Origin of the sequence: Sinorhizobium medicae (assembly GCF_007827695.1) — a bacterium.
GTDB classification, from domain to species: domain Bacteria; phylum Pseudomonadota; class Alphaproteobacteria; order Rhizobiales; family Rhizobiaceae; genus Sinorhizobium; species Sinorhizobium medicae.
In genome coordinates, this window is the sequence record NZ_VITA01000010.1 from 1 (window position 1) to 21559 (window position 21559).

The 21559-nt window shown below is 61.9% G+C and carries 23 protein-coding genes; 9 read left to right on the forward strand and 14 right to left on the reverse strand.

The window, feature by feature from the left end; translation table 11 throughout:
* Window positions 1–295 precede the first annotated feature (295 nt).
* Genes FB009_RS17750 through FB009_RS17790 form a run of 9 tightly spaced genes read right to left on the reverse strand, consistent with a single transcriptional unit; the run spans window position 296 to window position 9508 of the window.
* Window positions 296–862, reverse strand: a complete 567-nt coding sequence (locus tag FB009_RS17750; protein WP_127581758.1) for a thioredoxin family protein — start codon at window positions 860–862, stop codon at window positions 296–298.
* A 3-nt stretch (window positions 863–865) separates the two neighbouring features.
* On the reverse strand, window positions 866–1552 hold the full coding sequence (gene rpe / locus FB009_RS17755; protein WP_011969559.1) for a ribulose-phosphate 3-epimerase: 687 nt from the start codon (window positions 1550–1552) through the stop codon (window positions 866–868).
* Window positions 1549–2484, reverse strand: coding sequence for a CbbX protein (gene cbbX / locus FB009_RS17760; RefSeq protein ID WP_011969558.1), 936 nt, complete (start codon window positions 2482–2484; stop codon window positions 1549–1551). The genes rpe and cbbX overlap by 4 nt, the downstream gene beginning before the upstream one ends.
* Before the next feature lie 10 nt (window positions 2485–2494).
* Complete coding sequence (locus tag FB009_RS17765; protein WP_011969557.1) at window positions 2495–2884, reverse strand: ribulose bisphosphate carboxylase small subunit; 390 nt, start codon at window positions 2882–2884, stop codon at window positions 2495–2497.
* A 23-nt stretch (window positions 2885–2907) separates the two neighbouring features.
* Window positions 2908–4368 carry a form I ribulose bisphosphate carboxylase large subunit gene (locus FB009_RS17770; protein WP_011969556.1) on the reverse strand — a complete coding sequence of 487 codons (1461 nt, stop codon included), beginning with the start codon at window positions 4366–4368 and terminating at the stop codon, window positions 2908–2910.
* A 30-nt stretch (window positions 4369–4398) separates the two neighbouring features.
* Window positions 4399–5478 carry a class II fructose-bisphosphate aldolase gene (gene fba, locus FB009_RS17775; RefSeq protein WP_011969555.1) on the reverse strand — a complete coding sequence of 360 codons (1080 nt, stop codon included), beginning with the start codon at window positions 5476–5478 and terminating at the stop codon, window positions 4399–4401.
* A gap of 2 nt (window positions 5479–5480) precedes the next feature.
* Entirely contained in the window at window positions 5481–7568 is a 2088-nt protein-coding gene (gene tkt / locus FB009_RS17780; protein WP_011969554.1) for a transketolase, read from the reverse strand.
* Between the two features lie 10 nt (window positions 7569–7578).
* Complete coding sequence (locus FB009_RS17785) at window positions 7579–8448, reverse strand: phosphoribulokinase (RefSeq protein ID WP_011969553.1); 870 nt, start codon at window positions 8446–8448, stop codon at window positions 7579–7581.
* A 10-nt stretch (window positions 8449–8458) separates the two neighbouring features.
* Window positions 8459–9508, reverse strand: coding sequence for a class 1 fructose-bisphosphatase (locus FB009_RS17790; protein WP_011969552.1), 1050 nt, complete (start codon window positions 9506–9508; stop codon window positions 8459–8461).
* 101 nt (window positions 9509–9609) lie between these two features.
* On the opposite strand from FB009_RS17790, the gene FB009_RS17795 reads away from it, so the two are divergent.
* The 6 genes from FB009_RS17795 (at window position 9610) to pqqE (ending at window position 14155) form a co-directional block, all read left to right on the forward strand.
* Window positions 9610–10551: a LysR family transcriptional regulator gene (locus tag FB009_RS17795; protein ID WP_011969551.1), complete on the forward strand. Its 942-nt coding sequence runs from the start codon at window positions 9610–9612 to the stop codon at window positions 10549–10551.
* Window positions 10552–10922: 371 nt separating this feature from the next.
* Window positions 10923–11018 (forward strand): pyrroloquinoline quinone precursor peptide PqqA, encoded by a 96-nt coding sequence (pqqA, locus tag FB009_RS17800; protein ID WP_003528714.1) that lies wholly within the window; start codon window positions 10923–10925, stop codon window positions 11016–11018.
* 41 nt (window positions 11019–11059) lie between these two features.
* On the forward strand, window positions 11060–11971 hold the full coding sequence (gene pqqB / locus FB009_RS17805) for a pyrroloquinoline quinone biosynthesis protein PqqB (RefSeq protein ID WP_011969550.1): 912 nt from the start codon (window positions 11060–11062) through the stop codon (window positions 11969–11971).
* Complete coding sequence (pqqC, locus tag FB009_RS17810; RefSeq protein ID WP_011969549.1) at window positions 11968–12738, forward strand: pyrroloquinoline-quinone synthase PqqC; 771 nt, start codon at window positions 11968–11970, stop codon at window positions 12736–12738. The genes pqqB and pqqC overlap by 4 nt, the downstream gene beginning before the upstream one ends.
* Entirely contained in the window at window positions 12735–13031 is a 297-nt protein-coding gene (gene pqqD, locus FB009_RS17815) for a pyrroloquinoline quinone biosynthesis peptide chaperone PqqD (RefSeq protein WP_011969548.1), read from the forward strand. The genes pqqC and pqqD overlap by 4 nt, the downstream gene beginning before the upstream one ends.
* A complete protein-coding gene (pqqE, locus tag FB009_RS17820) occupies window positions 13028–14155 on the forward strand; it encodes a pyrroloquinoline quinone biosynthesis protein PqqE (protein ID WP_127581755.1) in 1128 nt (375 codons plus the stop codon). Before pqqD ends, pqqE begins: the two co-directional genes overlap by 4 nt.
* Before the next feature lie 46 nt (window positions 14156–14201).
* On the opposite strand, the gene FB009_RS17825 is transcribed toward pqqE, so the two are convergent.
* The 3 genes from FB009_RS17825 to FB009_RS17835 form a co-directional block, all read right to left on the reverse strand.
* A complete protein-coding gene (locus tag FB009_RS17825) occupies window positions 14202–14441 on the reverse strand; it encodes a tautomerase family protein (protein WP_011969546.1) in 240 nt (79 codons plus the stop codon).
* Between the two features lie 46 nt (window positions 14442–14487).
* The gene (locus FB009_RS17830; protein WP_011969545.1) at window positions 14488–15201 is read right to left on the reverse strand and encodes an SDR family NAD(P)-dependent oxidoreductase; all 714 of its coding nucleotides are present in this window, start codon (window positions 15199–15201) and stop codon (window positions 14488–14490) included.
* 122 nt (window positions 15202–15323) lie between these two features.
* Entirely contained in the window at window positions 15324–16271 is a 948-nt protein-coding gene (locus tag FB009_RS17835; RefSeq protein ID WP_011969544.1) for a LysR family transcriptional regulator, read from the reverse strand.
* 196 nt (window positions 16272–16467) lie between these two features.
* Between FB009_RS17835 and FB009_RS17840 the strand changes: the two genes are divergently transcribed.
* The 3 genes from FB009_RS17840 (at window position 16468) to FB009_RS17850 (ending at window position 19337) form a co-directional block, all read left to right on the forward strand.
* Complete coding sequence (locus FB009_RS17840) at window positions 16468–17142, forward strand: type 1 glutamine amidotransferase domain-containing protein (protein WP_011969543.1); 675 nt, start codon at window positions 16468–16470, stop codon at window positions 17140–17142.
* A 276-nt stretch (window positions 17143–17418) separates the two neighbouring features.
* On the forward strand, window positions 17419–18465 hold the full coding sequence (locus FB009_RS17845) for an alpha/beta fold hydrolase (protein ID WP_127581749.1): 1047 nt from the start codon (window positions 17419–17421) through the stop codon (window positions 18463–18465).
* Window positions 18466–18677: 212 nt separating this feature from the next.
* The gene (locus FB009_RS17850; RefSeq protein WP_011969541.1) at window positions 18678–19337 is read left to right on the forward strand and encodes a VOC family protein; all 660 of its coding nucleotides are present in this window, start codon (window positions 18678–18680) and stop codon (window positions 19335–19337) included.
* An 80-nt stretch (window positions 19338–19417) separates the two neighbouring features.
* Here FB009_RS17850 and FB009_RS17855 read toward each other — a convergent pair whose 3' ends face one another.
* Window positions 19418–20743, reverse strand: coding sequence for an ATP-binding protein (locus FB009_RS17855; protein WP_011969540.1), 1326 nt, complete (start codon window positions 20741–20743; stop codon window positions 19418–19420).
* Window positions 20743–21480, reverse strand: coding sequence for a response regulator (locus tag FB009_RS17860; RefSeq protein WP_011969539.1), 738 nt, complete (start codon window positions 21478–21480; stop codon window positions 20743–20745). The genes FB009_RS17855 and FB009_RS17860 overlap by 1 nt, the downstream gene beginning before the upstream one ends.
* Window positions 21481–21559: the final 79 nt, after the last annotated feature.

Consider the following 21559-nt stretch of genomic DNA (forward strand, 5'->3'; position numbering starts at 1 on the left):
GCGCTTGCCCGCAAATTGCTCGCCATCGCAAACGCCATCATCAGGGACAAAACAACCTTCCGACGAACCACCTGACAAACACAGTTGCCAGCCAGGCCAAGTCCTTGGGCACACTCTCCCCGCACCGCAGATGCGGCGCTGCTGGATTTCCGTGACGAGCACAGAAATGAGGGACGGAGGAGAACCTGCAGTCCCTTGAGACGTCTCAAGAGCCGTGCAGTGGGTGAAAGATGGCGCGCGCCCCGCATGTCTGCAAGCGAACGTCGTCTTACGGCGCAACGGCGAACGAATCAGGTCAAACCTGAAACGCCGAAACCTTCCACTTGATGGTACAGCCTATGGAGGGCTGCTGCTCCGCCGGTCCCTTGCCGAACATCGCCACCATGACCATGGCTTCGTACAGGTCGCGTCTCAGATCGGCAGGGCCGATTTCCTTGCGCGAAGCGTCCAGCCGACCGCGATATTGCAATCTCATATCCTTGTTGAAACCGAAGAAGTCGGGTGTGCAGACGGCGCCGTAGGCTTTGGCGACGGATTGGTCTTCGTCGTGGAGATAGGGAAAGGGGAGGGCGTTCTGCGAAGCGAAACGCTTCATGTTCTCGAACGAGTCCTGCGGATAGTTGCCGGAGTCGTTGGAGTTGATCGCCACAAAGCCGACGCCATGAGCCCTAAGGTCGCTCGCGTCCCGGACGATCCGGGCAATGACTGCTTTGACGTAGGGGCAGTGATTGCAGATGAAGGCAAGCACGAGCCCCTTCGGGCCGGCCTGATCGAATATGGAGTGCGAGGAGCCATCGACGCCCGGAAGCCTGGCATCGATCGCCGGCCGGCCGAATTCGCAAAGGGGTGGTGTAGCGGCCATGGCTTAGGCTGCTTTCCTGATGGCGCCGTCCGAGGCGGCGCGAATGGCTGTGATGTTCCTGGCGTAGTGCTCCTCGCTGCCTCCCTTGAAAACCGCCGAGCCGGCAACGAGCACATCCGCACCGGCCGCGGCAACCAGCGGCGCGGTTTCCGGCGTCACGCCTCCGTCGATCTCGATGTGGATCGGACGATTGCCGATCAGCGACTTCACGCGCCGCACCTTCTCGATTACGGCCGGAATGAAATCCTGACCCCCGAAACCCGGATTGACCGTCATCAGGAGGACGAGGTCCAGCCGGTCCAGCACGTATTCGATCACGCTTTCGGGCGTCGAAGGGTTGAGGGATACGCCCGCCTTGCAGCCGACATCGCGGATGGCCTGCAGCGTTCGATCGAGATGCGTGGTCGCTTCCGCGTGCACGGTGATGATATCGCATCCGGCGCAGGCGAAAGCACCGAGATAGGGTGTGGGCGGTGCGATCATCAGATGGCAGTCGAACACCTTGTCCGTGCGGTCCCGCAGTGCCTTGATGACCGGCGGGCCGAAGGTGATGTTGGGCACGAAATGCCCGTCCATGACGTCGAGATGAATCCAGTCCGCACCGGCCCGGCACACCGCTTCGACCTCTTCGCCGAGCCGCGAGAAGTCGGCCGACAGAACCGAAGGGGCTATGATGGTCGTCTCATTCATGGCGTTGTCTCCTTATGGCTGGGCTCCCCGGCGGCGAACACGCGGCTTGCCGAAATGTCCCGAGCGGTGATGGTCGAAAGTTGCTCGGCGTCGACGGGTCCGGCGCTTTCCTCGAAGAGGCGGTTTGCCTGTCGCAGCCGGGCGCGGTCGAGCGCGTTGCGGATGGAGCGCGCATTGGCGAAATGCGGCTGGCACCGGCGGCGTTCGATGTAATCGCCCATCACCGCCGACGCCTTGGCATCGAAACGATATCCCTGACGGCTGAGCATGCTTTCGGCGATGGAAAGCAGTTCGCCGTTATCATAGTCGGGGAAATCGATGTGGTGCGCGATGCGCGAGCGGAAACCCGGATTGCTCTCGAAGAACCGATCCATGCGATCGGCGTAGCCGGCAAGAATGACGACCAGGTCGTCGCGATTGTTCTCCATGACCTGCAGAAGGATCTCGATCGCTTCCTGCCCGTAGTCGCGTTCATTGTCCGGGCGGTAGAGGTAATAGGCCTCGTCGATGAACAGCACGCCCCCCATCGCCTTCTTGAGGATCTCCTTGGTCTTGGGTGCGGTGTGGCCGATATACTGGCCGACCAGATCATCCCGGGTCACCGAAACCAGATGGCCCTTGCGGATGTAGCCGAGCCTGTGCAGCAGGTTGGCCATGCGCAGCGCCACGGTGGTCTTGCCGGTTCCGGGATTGCCCGTGAAGCTCATATGCAGCGATGGCGGCTCATGGCTGAGGCCCATTGCCCGGCGAGCCCGCTCGACCAGAAGCAGGGCAGCCGTCTCGCGGATGCGCTGCTTGACGGGTTTCAATCCTACGAGTTCCCGGTCCAGTTCGTCGAGGATCTCGGCGACGCCGGAGGCTTGGTATTCCTCAGCGAGGTCGACCGAAGTCGGCAGGCTTTCGGTAGTTGTTGGAGCATCCGGCATCAGCATGTCGTGCCTCCTATCGCTGTGTTTCCCACGTATAGTGCTGGCTGCGGCCGTCGCTCTCCGTTCGGGTCATCCTGAGGCTCGGTTCGTTCTCGGGACGGTTGACGATGAAGGACATCGTCACCGTCTCAAGGCCGCGGCTGGAATCGAAGGCGTTCAGTCGGATATAGTCCTGGGGATGAGCCTTGCGGCAATCCTCCACCTCCATCATCACGCCTTTTGCGTCCCTCAGGTCGAACATCGGATTGCCCCACATTTCCCAATAGGTGTTACGGGGATGCGGGTCGTCGGTGTATTCGACGCCGATAGCCCAGCCCCTTCCGAGGCAATATTCCACCTGAGCCGTTATCTGCTCGTCCGTCAGGTCCGGCAGGAACGAGAAGCATCCCTGGGTGATACGCATGTCGTCTCTCCTCTTCTTTACCGTCAGGCCGCGGTTACGCTCGGCACGAAATCCGACGTGTCGGTCGGGGTGTAGTTGAAGCTGATATTGCCCCAGGTATCGAGGGCCGCTTCCAGCGGCTTGCACCATTTGGCTGCCGCCCGCAGGATCTCAGGGCCTTCATGGGCTATGTCGCGGCCCTCGTTTCGAGCTAGCACCATGGCTTCCAGCGCAACCCGGTTAGCGGTGGCCCCTGCCTGGATGCCCATGGGATGCCCGATCGTGCCGCCGCCGAACTGCAGCACGACGTCGTCGCCGAAAAGGTCCAGCAGCTGGTGCATCTGGCCAGCATGGATACCGCCCGACGCCACCGGCAAGACCTTCTTGAGATCGGCCCAGTCCTGCTCGAAGAAGAGGCCGCGCGGAAGATCGACCGCGTTCTTCATTTCGCGGCAGACATTGTAGTAACCCTGCACAGTCAACGGGTCGCCTTCGAGCTTGCCGACGGCCGTGCCCGCATGAAGGTGATCGACGCCGGCGAGCCGCAGCCATTTGGCGATGACGCGGAACGAAATGCCGTGGTTCTTCTGCCGCGTATAGGTGCCGTGACCGGCCCGGTGCATGTGCAGGATCATGTCATTCTGCCGGCACCATTCCGACATCGACTGAATTGCAGTCCAGCCGATGATGAGATCGACCATAACGATGACGGAGCCGAGCTCCTTTGCGAATTCGGCACGCCGGTACATTTCCTCCATGGTGCCGGCGGTGACGTTGAGGTAGTGCCCCTTGACCTCGCCGGTGACGGCCGAGGCGTGGTTGACGGCCTCCATGCAGTAAAGGTACCGGTCGCGCCAATGCATGAAGGGCTGCGAATTGATGTTCTCGTCGTCCTTCATGAAGTCGAGACCGCCCTTCAGGCCCTCATAGACGACGCGGCCGTAATTCTTTCCCGAAAGCCCGAGCTTCGGCTTGGTCGTGGCGCCGAGCAACGGTTTGCCGAACTTGTCCAGCCGCTCACGCTCGACCACGATGCCCGTCGGTGGACCCTTGAAGGTCTTCACATAGGCGACGGGCAGGCGCATGTCCTCGAGTCTTGCCGCCTTCAGCGGCTTGAACGAGAAGACGTTGCCGATGATGGACGCGGTCAGGTTGGCGATCGACCCTTCCTCGAACAGGATCAGATCGTAGGCGACGTAGCAGAAATATTGGCCTGGCGTTCCCGGTACCGGATCCACCCGGTAAGCCTTGGCGCGATATTGATCGCAAGCCGTGAGGCGATCCGTCCAGACGACGGTCCAGGTGGCTGTCGAACTTTCGCCGGCAACGGCGGCGGCCGCTTCGATCGGATCGACGCCATCCTGCGGCGTGATCCGGAAGAGTGCGATCAGATCGGTGTCCTTCGGTTCGTAGTCTCCGTTCCAGTAGCCCATCTGCGCGTATTTAAGCACGCCGGCCTTATAGCGTTCCCGGCCCTTGATCTCTGTCTTTGCATCAGCGTTCATAACAGGGTTCCTTTCTCTGAATGGAAGTGGTCAGGCGGCTTCAGCCCGCTTCGCCTGGGGTTTCAGGGAGCCGCTTGCATAGCGGCGAGCCATCTCCGCCATAGGCACGACCTTGATGCGGGACGCGTTTCCGGCCGTGCCGAAGGCCTCGAACCGGGCCTTGCAGACCGCCGACATTGCGTCCATGGCGGGTTTCAAAAACTTGCGCGGGTCGAATTCGGTGCGGCTCGTGTCGGCGACGCGGCGAAAGGCGGCGGCCGCCGCCAGGCGCAGATCCGTGTCGATATTGACCTTTCGCACGCCGAAGCGAATGCCCCGTACGATCTCTTCGACCGGCACGCCGTATGTCTCCCGCATTTCACCGCCATGAGCATTGAAGACGTCCTGCCATTCCTGCGGCACGGAGGAGGAGCCGTGCATGACGATATGCGTATCCGGCAGGCGCTCATGAATCTTTTCGATCACGTCCATGGCGAGAACTTCGCCGGTCGGCTTGCGGGTGAACTTATAGGCGCCGTGCGAGGTGCCGATTGCGACCGCCAGCGCATCGACCCCGGTTTCGGCGACGAAGCGAGCGGCTTCGTCCGGATCGGTCAGGAGTTGCGAACGGTCGAGCGCGCCTTCGAAGCCGTGACCGTCCTCCGCCTCGCCATGGCCGGTCTCAAGCGATCCGAGGCAGCCGAGTTCGCCTTCGACCGAGGCGCCGACCATGTGCGCGAGGCGGCTCACTTCCGTCGTGATCATGGCGTTATAGGCGTAGTCTGCAGGCGTCTTCGCATCCTCCTTCAGCGAACCGTCCATCATCACGGAGGTGAAGCCGTGCTGGATCGCGGTGAGGCAGGTCGCGACATTGTTGCCGTGATCCTGATGGATGCAGAGCGGGATGTCCGGATACATCACTTCGAGCGCTTCCATCATCTTGGCAAGCATGATGTCGTTGGCGTAGGAACGGGCGCCGCGCGAGACCTGAAGGATCACAGGCGCATCGCAGGCGCGTGCCGCCTCCATGATCGCCAGCCCCTGTTCCATGTTGTTGATGTTGAATGCCGGCACGCCATAGCTGCGTTCGGCGGCGTGATCGAGCAATTGGCGGAGCGTGATGCGGGCCATTGTCATGCCTCCTGCGATGATCTGACGGTGTGTGCGGATGGGTGCGGACCGATCCGGGCACCTATGGGCAGAGTTTCCGAGTATGCGCGGCGGAGAAGCTCCAGGGCTTCTGCGACGACATGGTCGGCGGTAATGCCGAAATGCCGGTAGAGGTCGCCTGCCGGTGCCGAGGCACCAAAGCCGGTCATGCCGACGAAGGCACCGTCCGGCCCCATCCATCGGTCCCAGCCGAGCCGGCCCGCCGCCTCGATGGCGATGCGGGGCGCGTCGCCGAGGACCTTCCTCCGATAGGCAAGGTCCTGAACCTCGAACTTCTCCCAGCAGGGCATGGAGACCACTGCCGCCGCGATGCCTTCCTCGGCCTGCAGGCGCTCGGCGGCAGCGACGGCGATCTCGACTTCGGATCCCGTGGCAAGGATCGTGATGTCCCGGTTGCCGCGCGCTTCCCTCAGAACATACGCCCCGAGCGCCGACTGGTTCTCGTTGCCTTCCGTCCGGCGCAGCATCGGCAGGGCCTGACGCGAAAGGGCGAGGACGCTCGGCGTATTCTTCTCGCCAAGCGCGATCTCCCAGCATTCTGCCGTCTCGATGATGTCGGCCGGCCGGAAAACGTTGAGGTTGGGCGTGGCGCGCAGCATGGCCAGATGCTCGACCGGCTGGTGGGTCGGTCCGTCCTCGCCGAGCCCGATGGAATCATGCGTCAGCACGTAAATGACGGGCAGGCCCATCAGGGCCGAGAGGCGCATCGCACCGCGGGCATAGTCGGAGAAGACCAGGAAAGTGCCGCCATAGGGGATGAAGCCGCCATGAAGCGCGATGCCGTTCATAGCGGCCGCCATGCCGTGCTCGCGGATGCCGTAATGCAGATAACGGCCCTTGAAATTGCCCGGCGAGATGGGCTGGGTCTGCGAGGTCATCGTCAGGTTGGAGCCGGTCAGGTCGGCCGAGCCGCCGATCGTCAAAGCGGTCGCGCCGTTTATGACCTCCAGCGCCATCTGCGAGGCCTGACGCGTCGCAACTTTCGTAGCCCTTGTGCGATGCGCGCTCCGGAATTTTGCAAGCAGATCGCCGAGTTCGCCGTCAAACTGCCGCCTTATGGTCTGCTCGTAGCGCTTTTTCGAGCGCGAGGCGTCGAGGCGGATATCCCAGGCCTCGCGAGCCGTGCGACCTCGAGCCGCCACCTTTGCCCAGGCAGCCCTTATCTCAGGCGGAACGAAGAAGGGCGGATGCGGCCAGCCAAGTTTTTCGCGTGTGGCTGCGATTTCCTTGTCGCCGAGCGCCGCGCCGTGGGTTTTGTGCGAGCCTTCCATGCTGGCTGCACCCTTGCCGATCCGGGTGCGGCAGGCGATCAGCGACGGCTTGCGGGTCCGGCGTGCTCTTTCCAGGGCTTTCGCAACCGCTTCCGGGTCGTGGCCATCGACGGCTTGGGCGTCCCAGCTGGCGGCGCGGAAACGCGCGAGCTGGTTCATCGAGGTAGAGAGATCCGTCGATCCGTCGATCGATATTCGGTTGTCGTCCCACAGCACGACCAGCTTGCGCAGCTTTAAATGTCCGGCAAGGTCGATAGCCTCGTGGCTGATGCCTTCCTGAAGGCAGCCGTCGCCGGCTACGACATAGGTGAAGTGGTTGCACAGAGCACTGCCGAACCGGGAGGCCATCATCTGTTCGGCCATCGCCATCCCGACAGCGGTCGAGATCCCCTGGCCCAGCGGGCCGGTGGTGGTCTCGATGCCGAGGGCATGGCCGTATTCGGGATGGCCGGCCGTTTTCGAGCCGAGTTGCCGGAAGGACGAAAGCTCGGCCATCGGCATGTCCGCAAAGCCGATGAGGTGATGGAGGGAATAGAGCAGCATCGAGCCATGGCCGGCCGAAAGCACGAAACGGTCGCGGTCGGGCCAGTCGGGGAGCGACGGATCGATTCTGATGAAGCGGTTGAAGAGCACGGTAACCGCGTCCGCCATGCCCATCGGCATGCCCGGATGACCGGAATTGGCCTTCTCGACGGCATCCATGGAAAGAAACCGGATGGCGTCGGCCATGTTGCGCTCCGAGGCGGCGGCGCGGGGTTCGATCTGCTGCGAAACATTCATGATGTCCTCCTCACGACATGCGGTGCTTGCGCTCGAGCAGCTTGTGAATGAGCGGGGTGAAGATCAGCTGCATGGCTAGATCGAGCTTGTCGCCCGGCACCACGATGGAATTGGCGCGCGACATGTAGCTGTTGTGCAGCATCGACAGCAGGTAGGGGAAATCGATGCTTTGCGGCTTGGCAAAACGGATGACCAGGATGGATTCGGCCGGCGTCGGGATCCAGCGGGCGATGAAGGGATTGGATGTGTCGACGATCGGTACGCGTTGGAAGTTGATGTCCGTCAGGGAGAACTGCGGGCAGATGTAGTGCACATAGTCGGGCATGCGCCGCAGGATGGTGTCGGTCACGGCCTCGGTGGAATAACCGCGGGTAGCCTTGTCTCTATGGATCTTCTGGATCCATTCGAGATTGATCACGGGGACCACTCCGATCTTCAGATCGCAATGCTGGGCGAGGTTGATGGTGTCGGTGACGGCGCAGCCATGCAGGCCTTCATAGAAGAGGAGATCGCTGTCTCTGAACTCTTCCCAATCCGTGAACGTGCCGGGGTCCGAACCGAATTTCACTGCCTCGGCATCGTCGTGCACATAGTGACGGGTGCGCCCGACGCCACGCCTGCCGTACTCGGCAAAGACGCTTTCGAGGATCTCCAGTTCGTTCGCCTCGGCGGAGAAATGCGTGAAGTCGACGCCTCGGGCTTTTTCCTCCGCGATCTTGCTGCGCATGGTTTCTCGGTCGTAGCGGTGGAAGGCATCGCCCTCGATAAAGGATGCCGAGATGTTTTCGCGCTTGAATATCTTCTCGAACGTGTCCTTGACGGTCGTGGTGCCGGCGCCGGACGAACCTGTGATGGAGATGATTGGGTATTTGGCCGACATATTGCCCTCCTCAGGCCCGGAACAAACCGCGCTTGCCGAAGAGCGGAGCGCGTTCGCCGATCATGTTCGGATCGACGTGATAACGGGTGATGCGCGCCACCTCGCGGCGTGAACCGAAAACCAGCGGCACGCGCTGGTGCAGGCTTTCTGGAACGAGATCGAGTATGCGGTCGACGGATGTCGTGGCCGAGCCGCCCGCATTCTCTACGATGAAGGCGATCGGGTTGGCCTCGTAGACCAGCCGTATCCGGCCATGGCTGTAGCCCTTGCGGCTGTCGGCGGGGTAGAGGAAGATCCCGCCGCGGACGAGGATCCGATAGGCTTCGGCGACGAGCGAGGCAATCCAGCGCATGTTGAAGTCCCGCTCCCGCGGCCCCTCGGAGCCGGCCAGGCAGTCGTCGACATAGAGCCGGATCGCTTCTTCCCAATGGCGGTAGTTGGACATGTTAATGGCGAATTCGTTCGCGCGATCCGGAATGCCGACCGATTTGTACGCATCGACAAAACATCCGAGCCGACTGGAGAAGATGAAAATCTCCGTGCCTCTACCGAGCGAAAGCACAAGAGCGGTTTGCGGCCCGTAAACGAAGAAGCCCGCCGCCAGTTGCCGGTTTCCGGGTTGCAGGAAGGACTGGGAGGGGTCAACGTCCGGCCCCTTGGCGGCGGGAAGCACGGAAAATATCGTTCCGATGGAGATGTTGTTGTCGATGTTCGATGAGCCGTCGAGCGGATCGATGGCAACAGCGAGGCGTGCAGCCGGATCGAGCAGAACTGGATTTTCGAGTTCTTCCGAGGCGTAGCATGCGACCGGGGCGCCTTGCAGACACGAGAGGAACTGGTCGTCGCACAGGATGTCCAGGTCCTTCTGAACATCGCCATCCGTGTTGCTGCCGCTATGCATTCCATTGAAGACGGTGCCGAGCGCTCCCTGATTAACGAGTTTGCGAATGTCGAGGGCAGCCTTTGCCAGTCTCTGGATCACGGCGGCGACGTCCCGTGAGAGCTCGTCGCCATGGGTCGTGCATGAAGCAAGGTATGCCTCTAAAGTTGCGCCTGACATGATGTCTCCTCCACGATGTCCGGGAAAGGATGGCGCAAAAGGCGAGTTTGTAAAATTTATTCATTTGACTTCATAAGTAATTTTTATTTACTTGTGACTTCATGCGCAACGTGTCCCTCCGCCAGCTCCGTACCGTTGAAGCCGTCTGCCGGTTGGGAAAGATCAACCTTGCCGCCGAAGCACTTGGATTGACCGGACCGGCGCTCACCCTGCAGATTCAGCATCTCGAACGGGACACCGGCGTTGCACTCTTCGACCGGACGCGCGGCGGCATGGTGCCGACGGCCTATGGCCTTGCCTTTCTTGAGGCGGCACGCGCGGTTGAGGACAGCCTGGCCGCCCTTGAGGATTCGATCGGTGCCATCAGTGGGCTCAGAACCGGACGTTTGCGCCTCGGGGTCGTGTCGACCGGCAAGTATTTCGCGCCGCAACTGATCGCCGCTTTCCGCGACCAGGTTCCAGCCGTCGAGATAAATCTATTCATCGGCAACCGCGCCGAGATCATAGCCAAGCTGCGGGACCACGAGATCGACATCGCGCTGATGGGGCGGCCGCCGCGTGATTTCGAGGTGCGCGCGCAGGTATTCGGCGATCATCCTCTGGTCTTCATAGCACCCGCCGGACACCCGCTCGCAGGCGTGCTGGAGATTTCGCGGGAGCGGATCGCGCGGGAGCAGTTCCTGGTGCGTGAAAAAGGATCGGGGACACGTATTTCGCTCGAGATCTTTCTGAGCGATACCCCGCACGAACTGGAGGAACTCGGAACCGAGATCGCTTCGAACGAGACGATCAAGCAAGCGGTCATTGCCGGTCTTGGGATTGCCTTCATCTCGGCCCACACGATCGAGCAGGAGGTGAAGCTCGGACGGCTGGTAATACTCGACGTCATCGACACGCCTATACGCCGGCAATGGTTCACGGTTTCACGCCTGGACCGTGCGGCCACACCGGCAATGCAGGCTTTCGAACAATTCGTGCTGTCGTCGGGCGCTCGCTATCTGCCCGTTGTCAGCAAGCCATACCCGGCCAACGCGTTCGGCTAGCGCCTTCCATTTGGACGGGGAAGGCTCCCGATCACGATGATGTCAGCGCGTATCCGCTCGAGCGTGTGAACCCGATCGGTATTCAGGAGTTGGACGGGGTGCGGCCGGGAGGACCGCGACCAACACCTAGGTCGTAATTGTGGGGTGCTGCCCGGCTTGCTACCATGGACCCCAAGAGGAGATTGCACGATGCCTGAAAGCCCGGCTACGGCGCCGCCGGGCTCTGCCGGAACAGCGAAATGCCGGTCCGGACGTGTCACCCAAGCATGGGCCGACAAAAGCCCTGTTTGGTTCATGCCCGCCCCCGACGGTAAGGGCGCCTGCTGGAACGGGAGCGAGCACAACGACCCCCAAGGGCGAATGGAGGAATTATGGCCTGGCATAAACCAAAATTTATCGAAGTCAGCTGCGCTATGGAAATTACCCGCTACGCTCCTGCGGACGGGGATGAACCGATCCTCTTCTAACGGCCAGCGCGACGAGGATCGGTAAAGCATCAGGTATTCCGGTGAACAAAACGCCCGATCTTCGAATACTTGTCTTGGGGGCCGCCGCCGGCGGCGGTCTCCCTCAATGGAATTGCGGCTGTCCCAACTGCGCGATGGCGCGCGACCCGGGCTCCGGTCTCAAACCACAGACCCAGTCCTCGCTTGCAGTGAGCCTCGATGGCGAGGCCTGGGCCGTGTTCAATGCCTCCCCGGACATCCGCCAGCAAATTCACGCCAATCGCCCGCTGCAGCCGCGCCGTCTGCGCCACAGCCCTATCGAAAGCGTAGTGTTGACGAATGGCGACATCGATCATCTGGCAGGACTTCTCGTCCTGCGGGAGAAGCAGGCATTCGCCTTGTTTTCGACCGGCGCAGTCGGCAGAATCGTCGCCGACAATCCGGTCTTTCAGGTCCTCGACCCGGAACTGGTTTCGAAAAGGACCATCGAGATCGAGGAGACGTTCTCGCCGCTCCAAGGGCTCGGAGCACGGCTCTTCGCCGTCCCTGGGAAAGTGCCGCTCTTTCTCGAGAATGGCGAGCCGGACCTGGGCCTTGAGGGCGAGCATACGGTCGGCGTCGAATTGGCCGCTGCAGGCAAGCGCGTTTACTACGTTCCCGGTTGCGCCGTGATGACGGATGCGCTCGCCGCGCGCCTGCGAAATGCCGATGCAGTGTTCTTCGATGGTACGCTCTACAGTGACGACGAGATGATTCAAACCGGTATGGGCCGCAAGACCGGCCGTCGCATGGGCCACATGCCCATCGACGGCGAAGGCGGCAGCCTCGATGCACTCGGTACCTTGAACATCCGCAGAAAGATCTATGTCCATATCAACAACACCAACCCGATCTGGCGGGCCGGCAGCGAGCGCGAGCGCGTCGAGGCACAGGGCTTCGAGATCGGCTACGACGGAATGGAGGTCCGGCTGTGACGACGGCAGATGACAGACAAGCTTTCCATGCCCGTCTGCTGGAGATCGGCAAGCAGCGCTACCACGACAAGCATCCGTTTCATGCCATGCTTCATAGCGGCGGCTGCACGACGACACAGGTCCGCGCCTGGGTGATCAACCGTTACTATTATCAAAGCCGCATTCCCATGAAAGATGCGGCCTTCATGTCGCGTTGCGATGATCCCGATCTGCGCCGCGCCTGGCGCTCCCGCATCGAAGATCACGACGGCGACGTCGAAGAGGGCGGCGGCATCCGTCGCTGGCTGCGTCTTGCCGAGGCGGTCGGGCTAGATCCGACTTACGTCGCATCGACCAAAGGCGTCCTGCCGTCGACCCGGTTTGCCGTGGATGCCTATGTGTCCTTCGTGCGTGAGAAGCCGCTTCTCGAGGCGGTTGCATCCTCCCTGACGGAGCTTTTCGCGCCCAGGATCCACTCGGAGCGCATTGCCGGTCTGCTGGAGCATTACGCCTTCGCCGACGAGTCGGCACTGGCCTATTTCCGCCAGAGACTGGCTGAGGCGCCCCGGGACGTCGAATTCGGACTGGCTTTTGTCCTCGACCGTGCCGACACGCGCGAAAAACAGGATGCCGCCGCTGCGGCGCTTGCGTTCAAGACGGATGTTCTTTGGTCCCAGCTCGACGCGCTTTATTCGGCTTACGTCTCGCCGGGGCGCATTCCACCGGGAGGCTGGGATGGCACGGAAGGGGTCGTGCGGGAGCCGAGAGCGCGGGAGGCAGCGGAATGACGGCCGATCAGCCTATGATTTCAGGATCGAGCGTCGTCAAGCTGGCGCGAGGGGTTAGGCTGCACGAGGATACGGTTCGCGGCCAGACGGTGCTCCTTGCCCCGGAACGGGCAATGGCGGTGGACGATATAGCCGTCGCAATCGTCCAGGCGCTTGACGGCGAGAGGACCCTTGATGATATCGCCGCCGGCTTTGCCGAGAAGTTCGACGCCCCGGTCGCAGAGATCGCCGGAGACGTCACGGCGTTCGTGCAGGAGCTTTCCGTCCGCCGCATGCTGGAGATCGTCCAATGAGCGACACAATCGCCCGCCCAGCCGACGCCGTTGTCGCGGCACCACGCGTGCCTCCGCCGATGGCCATGCTGGCGGAACTGACCCATCGTTGTCCGCTCGCCTGCCCCTATTGCTCCAATCCCATCGCACTGACGCAAGCCAAGGAAGAATTGTCGACCGACGAATGGGTAGACGTCTTCGCGCAAGCCGCCGATCTCGGGGTCCTGCATCTGCATTTGTCCGGCGGGGAGCCGGCATCGCGCAGAGATCTCGTGGACTTGACGCAGGCGGCGGGGTCGCTTGGTCTTTACACCAATCTGATCACCTCTGGCGTGGGATTGACAGAGGCAAGGATGAACAGCCTCGCCGAGGCGGGGCTCGACCACATCCAGCTTTCCATTCAGGGGGTCTCGCCCGAAAGCGCCGATCGGATCGGTGGGTACCGGGGCGGTTATGAACGGAAGATGGCTGTTGCCGGCTGGGCAACGAATGCTGCTATTCCGCTGACGTTGAACGCCGTCTGTCACAGGCAGAACATGGGCGAAATCGACGAAATCATCGAGCTTGCGTTTCTGCTGAAGGCGCGGCGGGTCGAGATCGCGACCGTACAGTTCCACGGCTGGGCCGAGCGGAACAAGGAACTCCTCATGCCGACGCGTGAGCAGGTCGAACGCGCCACCCGAACCGTCGCCGAAGCGCGCGAAGCCTATCAGGGCATTCTGGTGATCGACTATGTGCCGGCCGATTATTATTCCAAGTATCCGAAAGCCTGCATGGGCGGATGGGGAAGGGTGGGCCTGAACATCACGCCATCCGGGCGGGTGCTGCCATGCCATGCCGCGGAAACCATTCCGAGCCTCTCCTTCGAAAACGTGCGCGACAGCGCCCTTTCGAAGATCTGGTACGATAGCGACGCATTCAACGCCTATCGGGGCGAGGACTGGATGCCGGAGCTCTGTCGGAACTGCGACCGCAAGAAGGTGGATTTCGGCGGCTGTCGCTGTCAGGCGATGACGCTTGCCGGCAATGCCAGTGCGACAGACCCGGTTTGCATCCGATCGCCGCTTCGTGATCGCCTGACGCGGGAAGTCGAGCAGCTCGCGGCTCCATCGACCACCACCACAAATTATCGTGGTCGGGCGTAGCCGAAAACAGCTGGATCGCTCCACCGGGCGGTGAAGCGATCAGGCTTCAGGATTTAGCCGCCTCGACACGTTGCCGGCGGTATTGCACTGTCGGAAGGCCTCCCCAGCCCCAGTTGTCGAGATCGACCTCTTCGATCACCACATAGGTGGATTCCAACGGCTTTTTCAGGACATCCAGAAGCACTTCGCTGACGCCCTTGATGATGGCTGCCTTTTCCTCGGCGGTGACCGAATTGCGGCCGGGCGCGCTTCCTTCACGGGTAACTTGTACGGTGACGATAGGCATTACAGTTTCCTTTGCGAGTCTCGTTCGTGTGTTGCGGATATGCCGGTTACCAGCGTCCGGCGTTCTGGCCGCCGTCGACGTGGAGGATCTCGCCGGTGATGAATCCTGCATTTTCGAGATAGAGGACGGCACCCACGACGTCGCTGATATCGCCCATCCTGCCAACCGGGTGCAGTGCGGCCAAAGCCGAATGCGTCTCGATCGGATGCATGGGCGTCTTGATTACACCCGGAGAAACGGCATTGACGCGAACACCACTCCTGGAAAATTCCATCGCCAGCGAACGGGTTACCGCGTTCAGGCCACCCTTCGTCAGAGAGGCAAGTGCGGAGGGCATACCGACCATCGGCTGGTCGACCAGACTGGTGGTGATGCTGACGATATGACCTGAGCCCTGCTTCAGCATTTCCACGGCTGCGCGCTGGGTGATGTGGAAGAACCCGGCCACGTTCACCCCGAGATTATGCTCGTAGTCCTCCTGAGTCATCTCGATGAACGGCTTGGCGAGGAAAACGCCGGCATTGTTCACCAGAGAGTCGATGCGGCCGAAGTGCTCGATCCCCTCGCGCACGATCCGCTCGGCGGTTTCCGGCTTGCTGATGTCGCCAGCGACCGTATGGATATCCGGGTCGCCGCTCGGCTTGATGGATCTCGAGGTCGCGACGACGCGGTAGTTCCGGTCTCGATAGGCGCGGACCAATCCGGCGCCGATCCCTTGCGAGGCGCCGGTGACGATGACGACTTTCTGTTCGTTACTCATTGGAATGATCCTCTCTCAATCGCAGCGGCCGCTTTCTGCGTCCGCCCTCCGCCCTCGGCGTCGGTGCATTCGAAATTAGATCAGTGCAGACTGTGGGAGAATTGCCGCAGATTGACGGACACTCATCCGACCTGCGGTATAATCGGCTTGCCCGCCTCCGCTGCCATGCGCGCGAATTCAGAGCGTAGGCGCGGCGCGGCGAAGTCGACAAAGGCGCGGACCTTCGGCACTGACATTCGGCCCTGCGGTGCCAGAAGATGTGCCGGCAGGGGCGGGTGTTCCGCGCCGGCAAGCACGATCTCGAGGCGCCCGTCCCTCACATATTCCGCGACATGATAGGAATAAAGCCGGGTCAGACCGCGTCCGGCAGCTGCCGAAGCGGCGGCGGCGCGCACGCTGTTGACGATGCATCTCGGCGTGAACTGTACCGTCCTCGGAATGGACGAGCCCATTGCCGGTGTAAAGCTCCAGGACTCAAGACCGAAATTGGTAAATGCCAGGATCTGATGTTTGGCCAGGTCCGCCGGTTCTTCGATGCGGGGGTGATTGGCAAGATAGCCAGGCGAGGCGACAACGACGCGCCTGACATCTCCCCCGAGCCGGGTGGAAATGAGCGACGAATCCGCCAGATGGCCGATGCGGAGTGCAACATCCACACCTTCGTCCACCAGGTTTACGAATCGGTCGAGCAGAAGAAGCCGGGCAGAGACGGTCGGGTAGAGATCGAGGAAGTCGTCAAGCATCGGCCTGAGTATTTCCTCTCCGAGGATCGGTGGTGCAGAGATCGTCAAAATTCCGCGGGGGGCGGAACTCTCGCCCCCTGCAAGCATGTCCGCTTCTTCCAGGTCAGTCAGCACCCGGCGGCAGGCGGCCGCATAGCGCTGGCCTGCTTCGCTCAGCTTGAGGGTGCGGGTCGTACGGTGCAGGAGTTCAACCCCTACATGCGCCTCCAGGAAGCTCAGGGCACGGCTCACCGCCGTCGGCGATCGTTTGAGGCGGCGGGCCGCGCCGGCGAGGCTACCCTCGTCGATCGCAGCGACGAAGACTTTCATTGCATCAATGCGGTCCATTTATTCTGCCGCTCCTCGGGATAGTGATTGCCTTTGAACGAGTATTCACCCGAAGACGGCAGCTCGCAATAATGGCGCATGGCCGAAGCGAAGGTAATCCCACGGGAGCCTCGCCAATATCCGGCCACGGCCGGAGAATAGGCTGGCAACCCCGGCGATCCTGCATCTGGAAACGCCGCAACGGAGGAGAATGACCATGAAAATCCTGATGGTTCTGACTTCGCATGACCGGCTCGGCGATACAGGCAAGCCGACCGGATTCTGGCTGGAGGAATTCGCTGCACCCTATTACGTGTTCAAGGACGCGGGGGCAGAGGTCACGCTGGCATCACCGAAGGGCGGGCAGCCGCCGATCGATCCGAAAAGCGACGAGCCAGCGAGCCAGACTGCGGCGATGGAGCGCTTCAGGGACGACCCCGCCGCGCGGGACAGATTGGCAAACACACTGAAGCTCGGTGACGTCAGACAGGAGGGCTACGACGCGGTGTTCTATCCGGGCGGACACGGGCCTATGTGGGACCTCGTCGAAGACAGGAATTCGATCGCCCTCATCGAAGGCTTCTACGATGCGGGCAAACCGGTCGCGGCCGTCTGCCATGGCCCGGCCGTCCTGACGCGGGTCACGCATCACGGCGAGCCCATCGTCAAGGGAAGGCGCGTCACCGGCTTCACCAATTCCGAGGAGGAGGCCGTTCAACTGACGGATGTCGTGCCGTTCCTCGTCGAGGACGAATTGAAGCGCCTCGGTGGGCGCTACGAGAAGGCGGAGGATTGGGCGGACTTCACGATCGTGGACGGCAAGCTGGTCACCGGCCAGAACCCGTCTTCGTCTACGTCGGCTGCCATGGAGTTGCTGAAGCTCCTGCAGTAGGCCTTGCCGCGGCCTTGAGCCCTGCGACATAAGTGACCTGAGAAAACCGGTTTGCCGATCCCGGTCGCATGCGCTCCGGAAACACCTCGAACCATCCGCCGGGTATGCTCCCGGGAGTGCGCCCGTGCCGTGCGGCCAGGCAAGCGAAACGTAACCTATTGTATCTGCCGCTGTGAACCTTACACGCGCATTCAATTGCGGTTCGACGGCTTCACAATCGGGATACATGAGCATCGCATGTCCGCGACTGTGGTTCACACAATCCGGAGAAGATCGATGACAGGCGAATTCAATCTGCCGCGGCGGCGGTTCATGCGAGTGGCGGCATTGGCAGTCGCTGCAGCACAGTTAGGCATGGGGCGCGCTGCCCTCGCAGAATCGGCGAGGGGGACGTCCATTCCGGCGACAGCGCCGGGGACGAATACATCCTTCGCGGAGATCAAACAGGTCAATGCGGGTGTCCTCAACATTGGATATGCCGAGGCGGGCAGGCGCGACGCACCCGTCGTCATCCTGCTCCACGGATGGCCCTATGACATTCACACCTATGTCGATGTGGCGCCTCTGCTTGCAAAGGCGGGCTATCGGGTCATTGTTCCCTATCTGCGCGGCTACGGCACGACGCGCTTTCTTTCGGCAGACACGCCCCGCAACGGCCAGCAGGCGGCGATAGCCGCGGATATCGTGGCCCTCATGGACGCGCTTGGTCTCGACAAGGCCGTCGTCGCCGGCTGCGATTGGGGTGCGCGAACCGCGAACATCATCGCCGCACTCTGGCCGGAGCGCTGCAAGGCGATGGTTTCCGTGAGCGGTTATCTGATCGGCAGCCGCGAGGCCAACAGGATGCCGCTGCCGCCCAAAGCAGAGCTCGCCTGGTGGTATCAGTTCTACTTCGCCACGGAACGCGGCCGGGCCGGGTACGAACAGCACCGGAATGACTTCGCGCGGCTCATCTGGCAGCTTGCTTCCCCAAAGTGGGAGTTCGACGACGCGACCTTCGCGCGCAGCGCGGCGGCCCTTGAGAACCCGGACCATGTCGATATCACGATCCACAATTACCGCTGGCGGATCAGTCTTGCCGATGGCGAGCGCGAATTTGACGAGCTGGAGGATCGGCTCGCCAGCTTGCCGGTGATAACCGTGCCGACGATCACGCTCGAGGGCGATGCCAATGGAGCGCCGCATCCGGATCCGGCGGCCTATGCCAAAAAGTTCTCCGGCAAGTACGAGCATCGTTTGATCACCGGCGGCATCGGTCACAACCTGCCACAGGAAGCGCCACAGGCTTTCGCCCAGGCGGTCGTGGACGCCGATCGACTCTGACCGCCCGCGGAGCAATGCCTTTGTATCAGACCGTATTCGTCCCGTGGTCTGTGAGCATTGGCTTACAATTTCGCCCTGTTGCGAAATATCCCATACATGTGCGGGACGGCATATGTCTCTCGACAGTCGGACGAAACGGGAAACGTGCCCGTCCTTCATCGTCAATCGAGAGACAAAAGGCGCCCTGCGCCTCCTGATACAAGGAGAGAAAAATGACCGCTGACAGCACCAGAAACGCGCCCGTCGATATGAAGCTCGAAATTGTCGTCGTGCCCGTGTCGGATATCGACCGCGCAAAGGAATTCTATACGAGCCTCGGCTGGCGGCTCGACGCCGACTTCGCCGGACCCGATGACTACCGCGTGATCCAGTTCACTCCGCCTGGATCCGGAGCCTCGGTCATCTTCGGGAAGCATGTGACCGATGCGGAACCGGGTTCCGCGCAGGGACTGTACCTGATCGTTTCCGACATCGAGGCCGCCCGCGAGGCGTTGCGGGGTCGCGGTGTCGATATCAGCGAAGTGTTCCACGCCGGCGATGTGCATGCCGGCAAGGACGAGCCTTACCTGTTCGGACGGCTCAGGGTTGGCGGCCCTGACCCAGAACGCCGCAGCTATCGTTCCTACGCTTCCTTCCGCGATCCTGACGGTAACGGCTGGCTGCTTCAGGAGGTCACCACGCGACTACCAGGCCGCGTCGACGCCAGTGCCACGACGTTCAGCTCCGCCGCTGATCTGGCAAGCGCATTCCGCCGTGCGGAGGCGGCTCACGGCGAGTATGAAAAGCAACTCGGACACAGGGACGAGGACTGGCCCGTCTGGTACGCAGATTACATTGTCCGGGAGCAATCCGGGGAGCCCCGGCCATCCTGAGCCATGCAGCCCGGATCGACGCAACAAAGCGGGGCGGCAGGCGCCGCCCCGCTTCTCTGTATGGCGCCGTCGACCATTCCTCAGGCAGCTCCGATGGCGAGCTCCGCCGCAAGGCCGCCGCCGTCGCGATTGCGCAAGGTCAAGGAAGCACCGATGACGATCGCCAGCTGTTGGGCAATGGCAAGACCGAGCCCGGTCCCGCCCGTATCGCGGTTGCGTGATTGCTCCAAGCGAAAGAAGGGCTGCAATACCGCATCCAGCTGGTCTTCCGGAATGCCGGGACCTCGATCTGACACCTTTATGAGCACAGTGCCGTCGGCGCGGCGCTGAAGTTCAATCTCGGCACTGCCGCCGAACTTCAGCGCATTGTCGACCAGGTTGGTGAGAATGCGTCTCAAGGCGTGCGGCCTCGTCACGATTGTGCCATCTCCCAATTCCCCCACGGTGACCGCTTTGCCTGTATCCTGATAATCATAGGCAAGACTCTGGACGAAGGAGGCGAGATCGATGCGCGATGCTTTTTCGTCCTTGCCGTGGGCGCTGCGCGCATAGGCGACACCTTCCTTCACGAGACGTTCAACCTCTTCGAGATCCCTGATCAGCTTGTCCCTTTCGATGGAATCGTCCGCCATTTCCGCGCGCAGTTTCATGCGCGTGATCGGTGTCTGCAGATCGTGCGAAATCGCGGCCAGTATCTGGACCCGCTCCTCCAGATACTGCGCTATCCGATCCCGCATCGCATTGAACGCCGTCGCCGCATAGGCGACTTCCCTCGGGCCGGTCTCGCTGAGACGCGGCGTCTTGCTGTTCGGGTCGAGCGTGTCGGCGGCCCTAGCGAGGTCGGCAAGAGGACGGGTCGCCTGGCGCACAGCAAGCCAGCTGCACAGGACCAGGAGGGAAAGCTGAGCGACGAGAACGAAAGGCAACCAGTCGGCAACCGGCATGACCCCTCTTGGCGTCACGTCGATCGTCAGGGGCTCGCCGTCGCTCAGGCGAAGATGCGCCTGAAGGCGGCGAATGCCGCCGGGAACCGATTCAAGCTCAATGGGGTATTGCGCGCCTATCGCAGCCCGAACCTTGTCGGCGACTTCGGCGTCGGCCCGGGTGAGCACCGGATCACCGGGAATGCCCGGCCCCAGAACGAACCGGTATGATCCGCGAGCGAGCCGGTCCAGCCAGCTGGCGCGTTCGGCCGCGGGGAGCCGGTCGAGGATGGCGATCGACGTCGCAATGTCGGTCTCAAGCGTGTTGAACATCACCGATCTGGCGGCAATGTAGCGTTCCGAAAACAGCACAGCAAACGACATCGCATGTGCAATCGTCAGCCCGGCGAGGAGGATGACGAAAAGCCGCGCCCTGAGCGTGTGCGGCCACAGGTTAACTCCAAGGCCCGTTCGGCGCACCATCAGCGAGGTTCCACGATCTCGACCGGCATAGAAAGAACGTAACCCTCGCTCCGGACCGTCTTGATATAGGTCGGCTCGCGGGCATCGTCGCCGAGCCGCTGACGCACCCGGCTCACCAGGAGATCGATGGAGCGGTCGAAGAGTTCGGCCTCGCGCCCCTGCGTGAGGTTGAGGAGCTGATCGCGGTTGAGGACGCGCTGCGGGTGATCGACGAAGACGCGCAGCAGCCGGTATTCCGCGCCGCTGAGCGCTATTGCGGTACCGTCTTCGTCGACAAGATGCCGCGCCGTCGTATCAAGCCTCCATTGGCCGAAACGCAACAGCTGACCTGCCTCCGAGACCTGCAGATTTGCAGGCAGCATGCGCGCGCGCCGCAGGACTGCCTTTATGCGGGCCAGCAGTTCGCGCGCCGAGAATGGTTTGACGAGATAGTCGTCGGCGCCCATTTCCAGCCCGATGATGCGATCCATCTCGTCGGAGCGGGCGGTCAGCATGACGATCGGCGTCGCCTTGTGCCGGCCGACACGCAGTTCGCGGCTCAACACGAGGCCGTCATCGCCCGGCATCATGATGTCGAGCACGATCAGATCGACCGTATTTGCCTCGAGGAACGTCCGCATCTGACGCCCGTCGGCCACGGCGGTCGCCCGCAGGCCGTTCTTCTTCAGGTAAGCCGATACAAGTTCCCGGATCTCCCGATCGTCATCAACGATCAAGATGTGATCGATATGCTCCACGCGCGATCTCCAACCCCTGTGACTGCCATTTTAAATCGAAACGAAAATGCCTTGGTAGCTGTACTCGCCGGATCGTGCA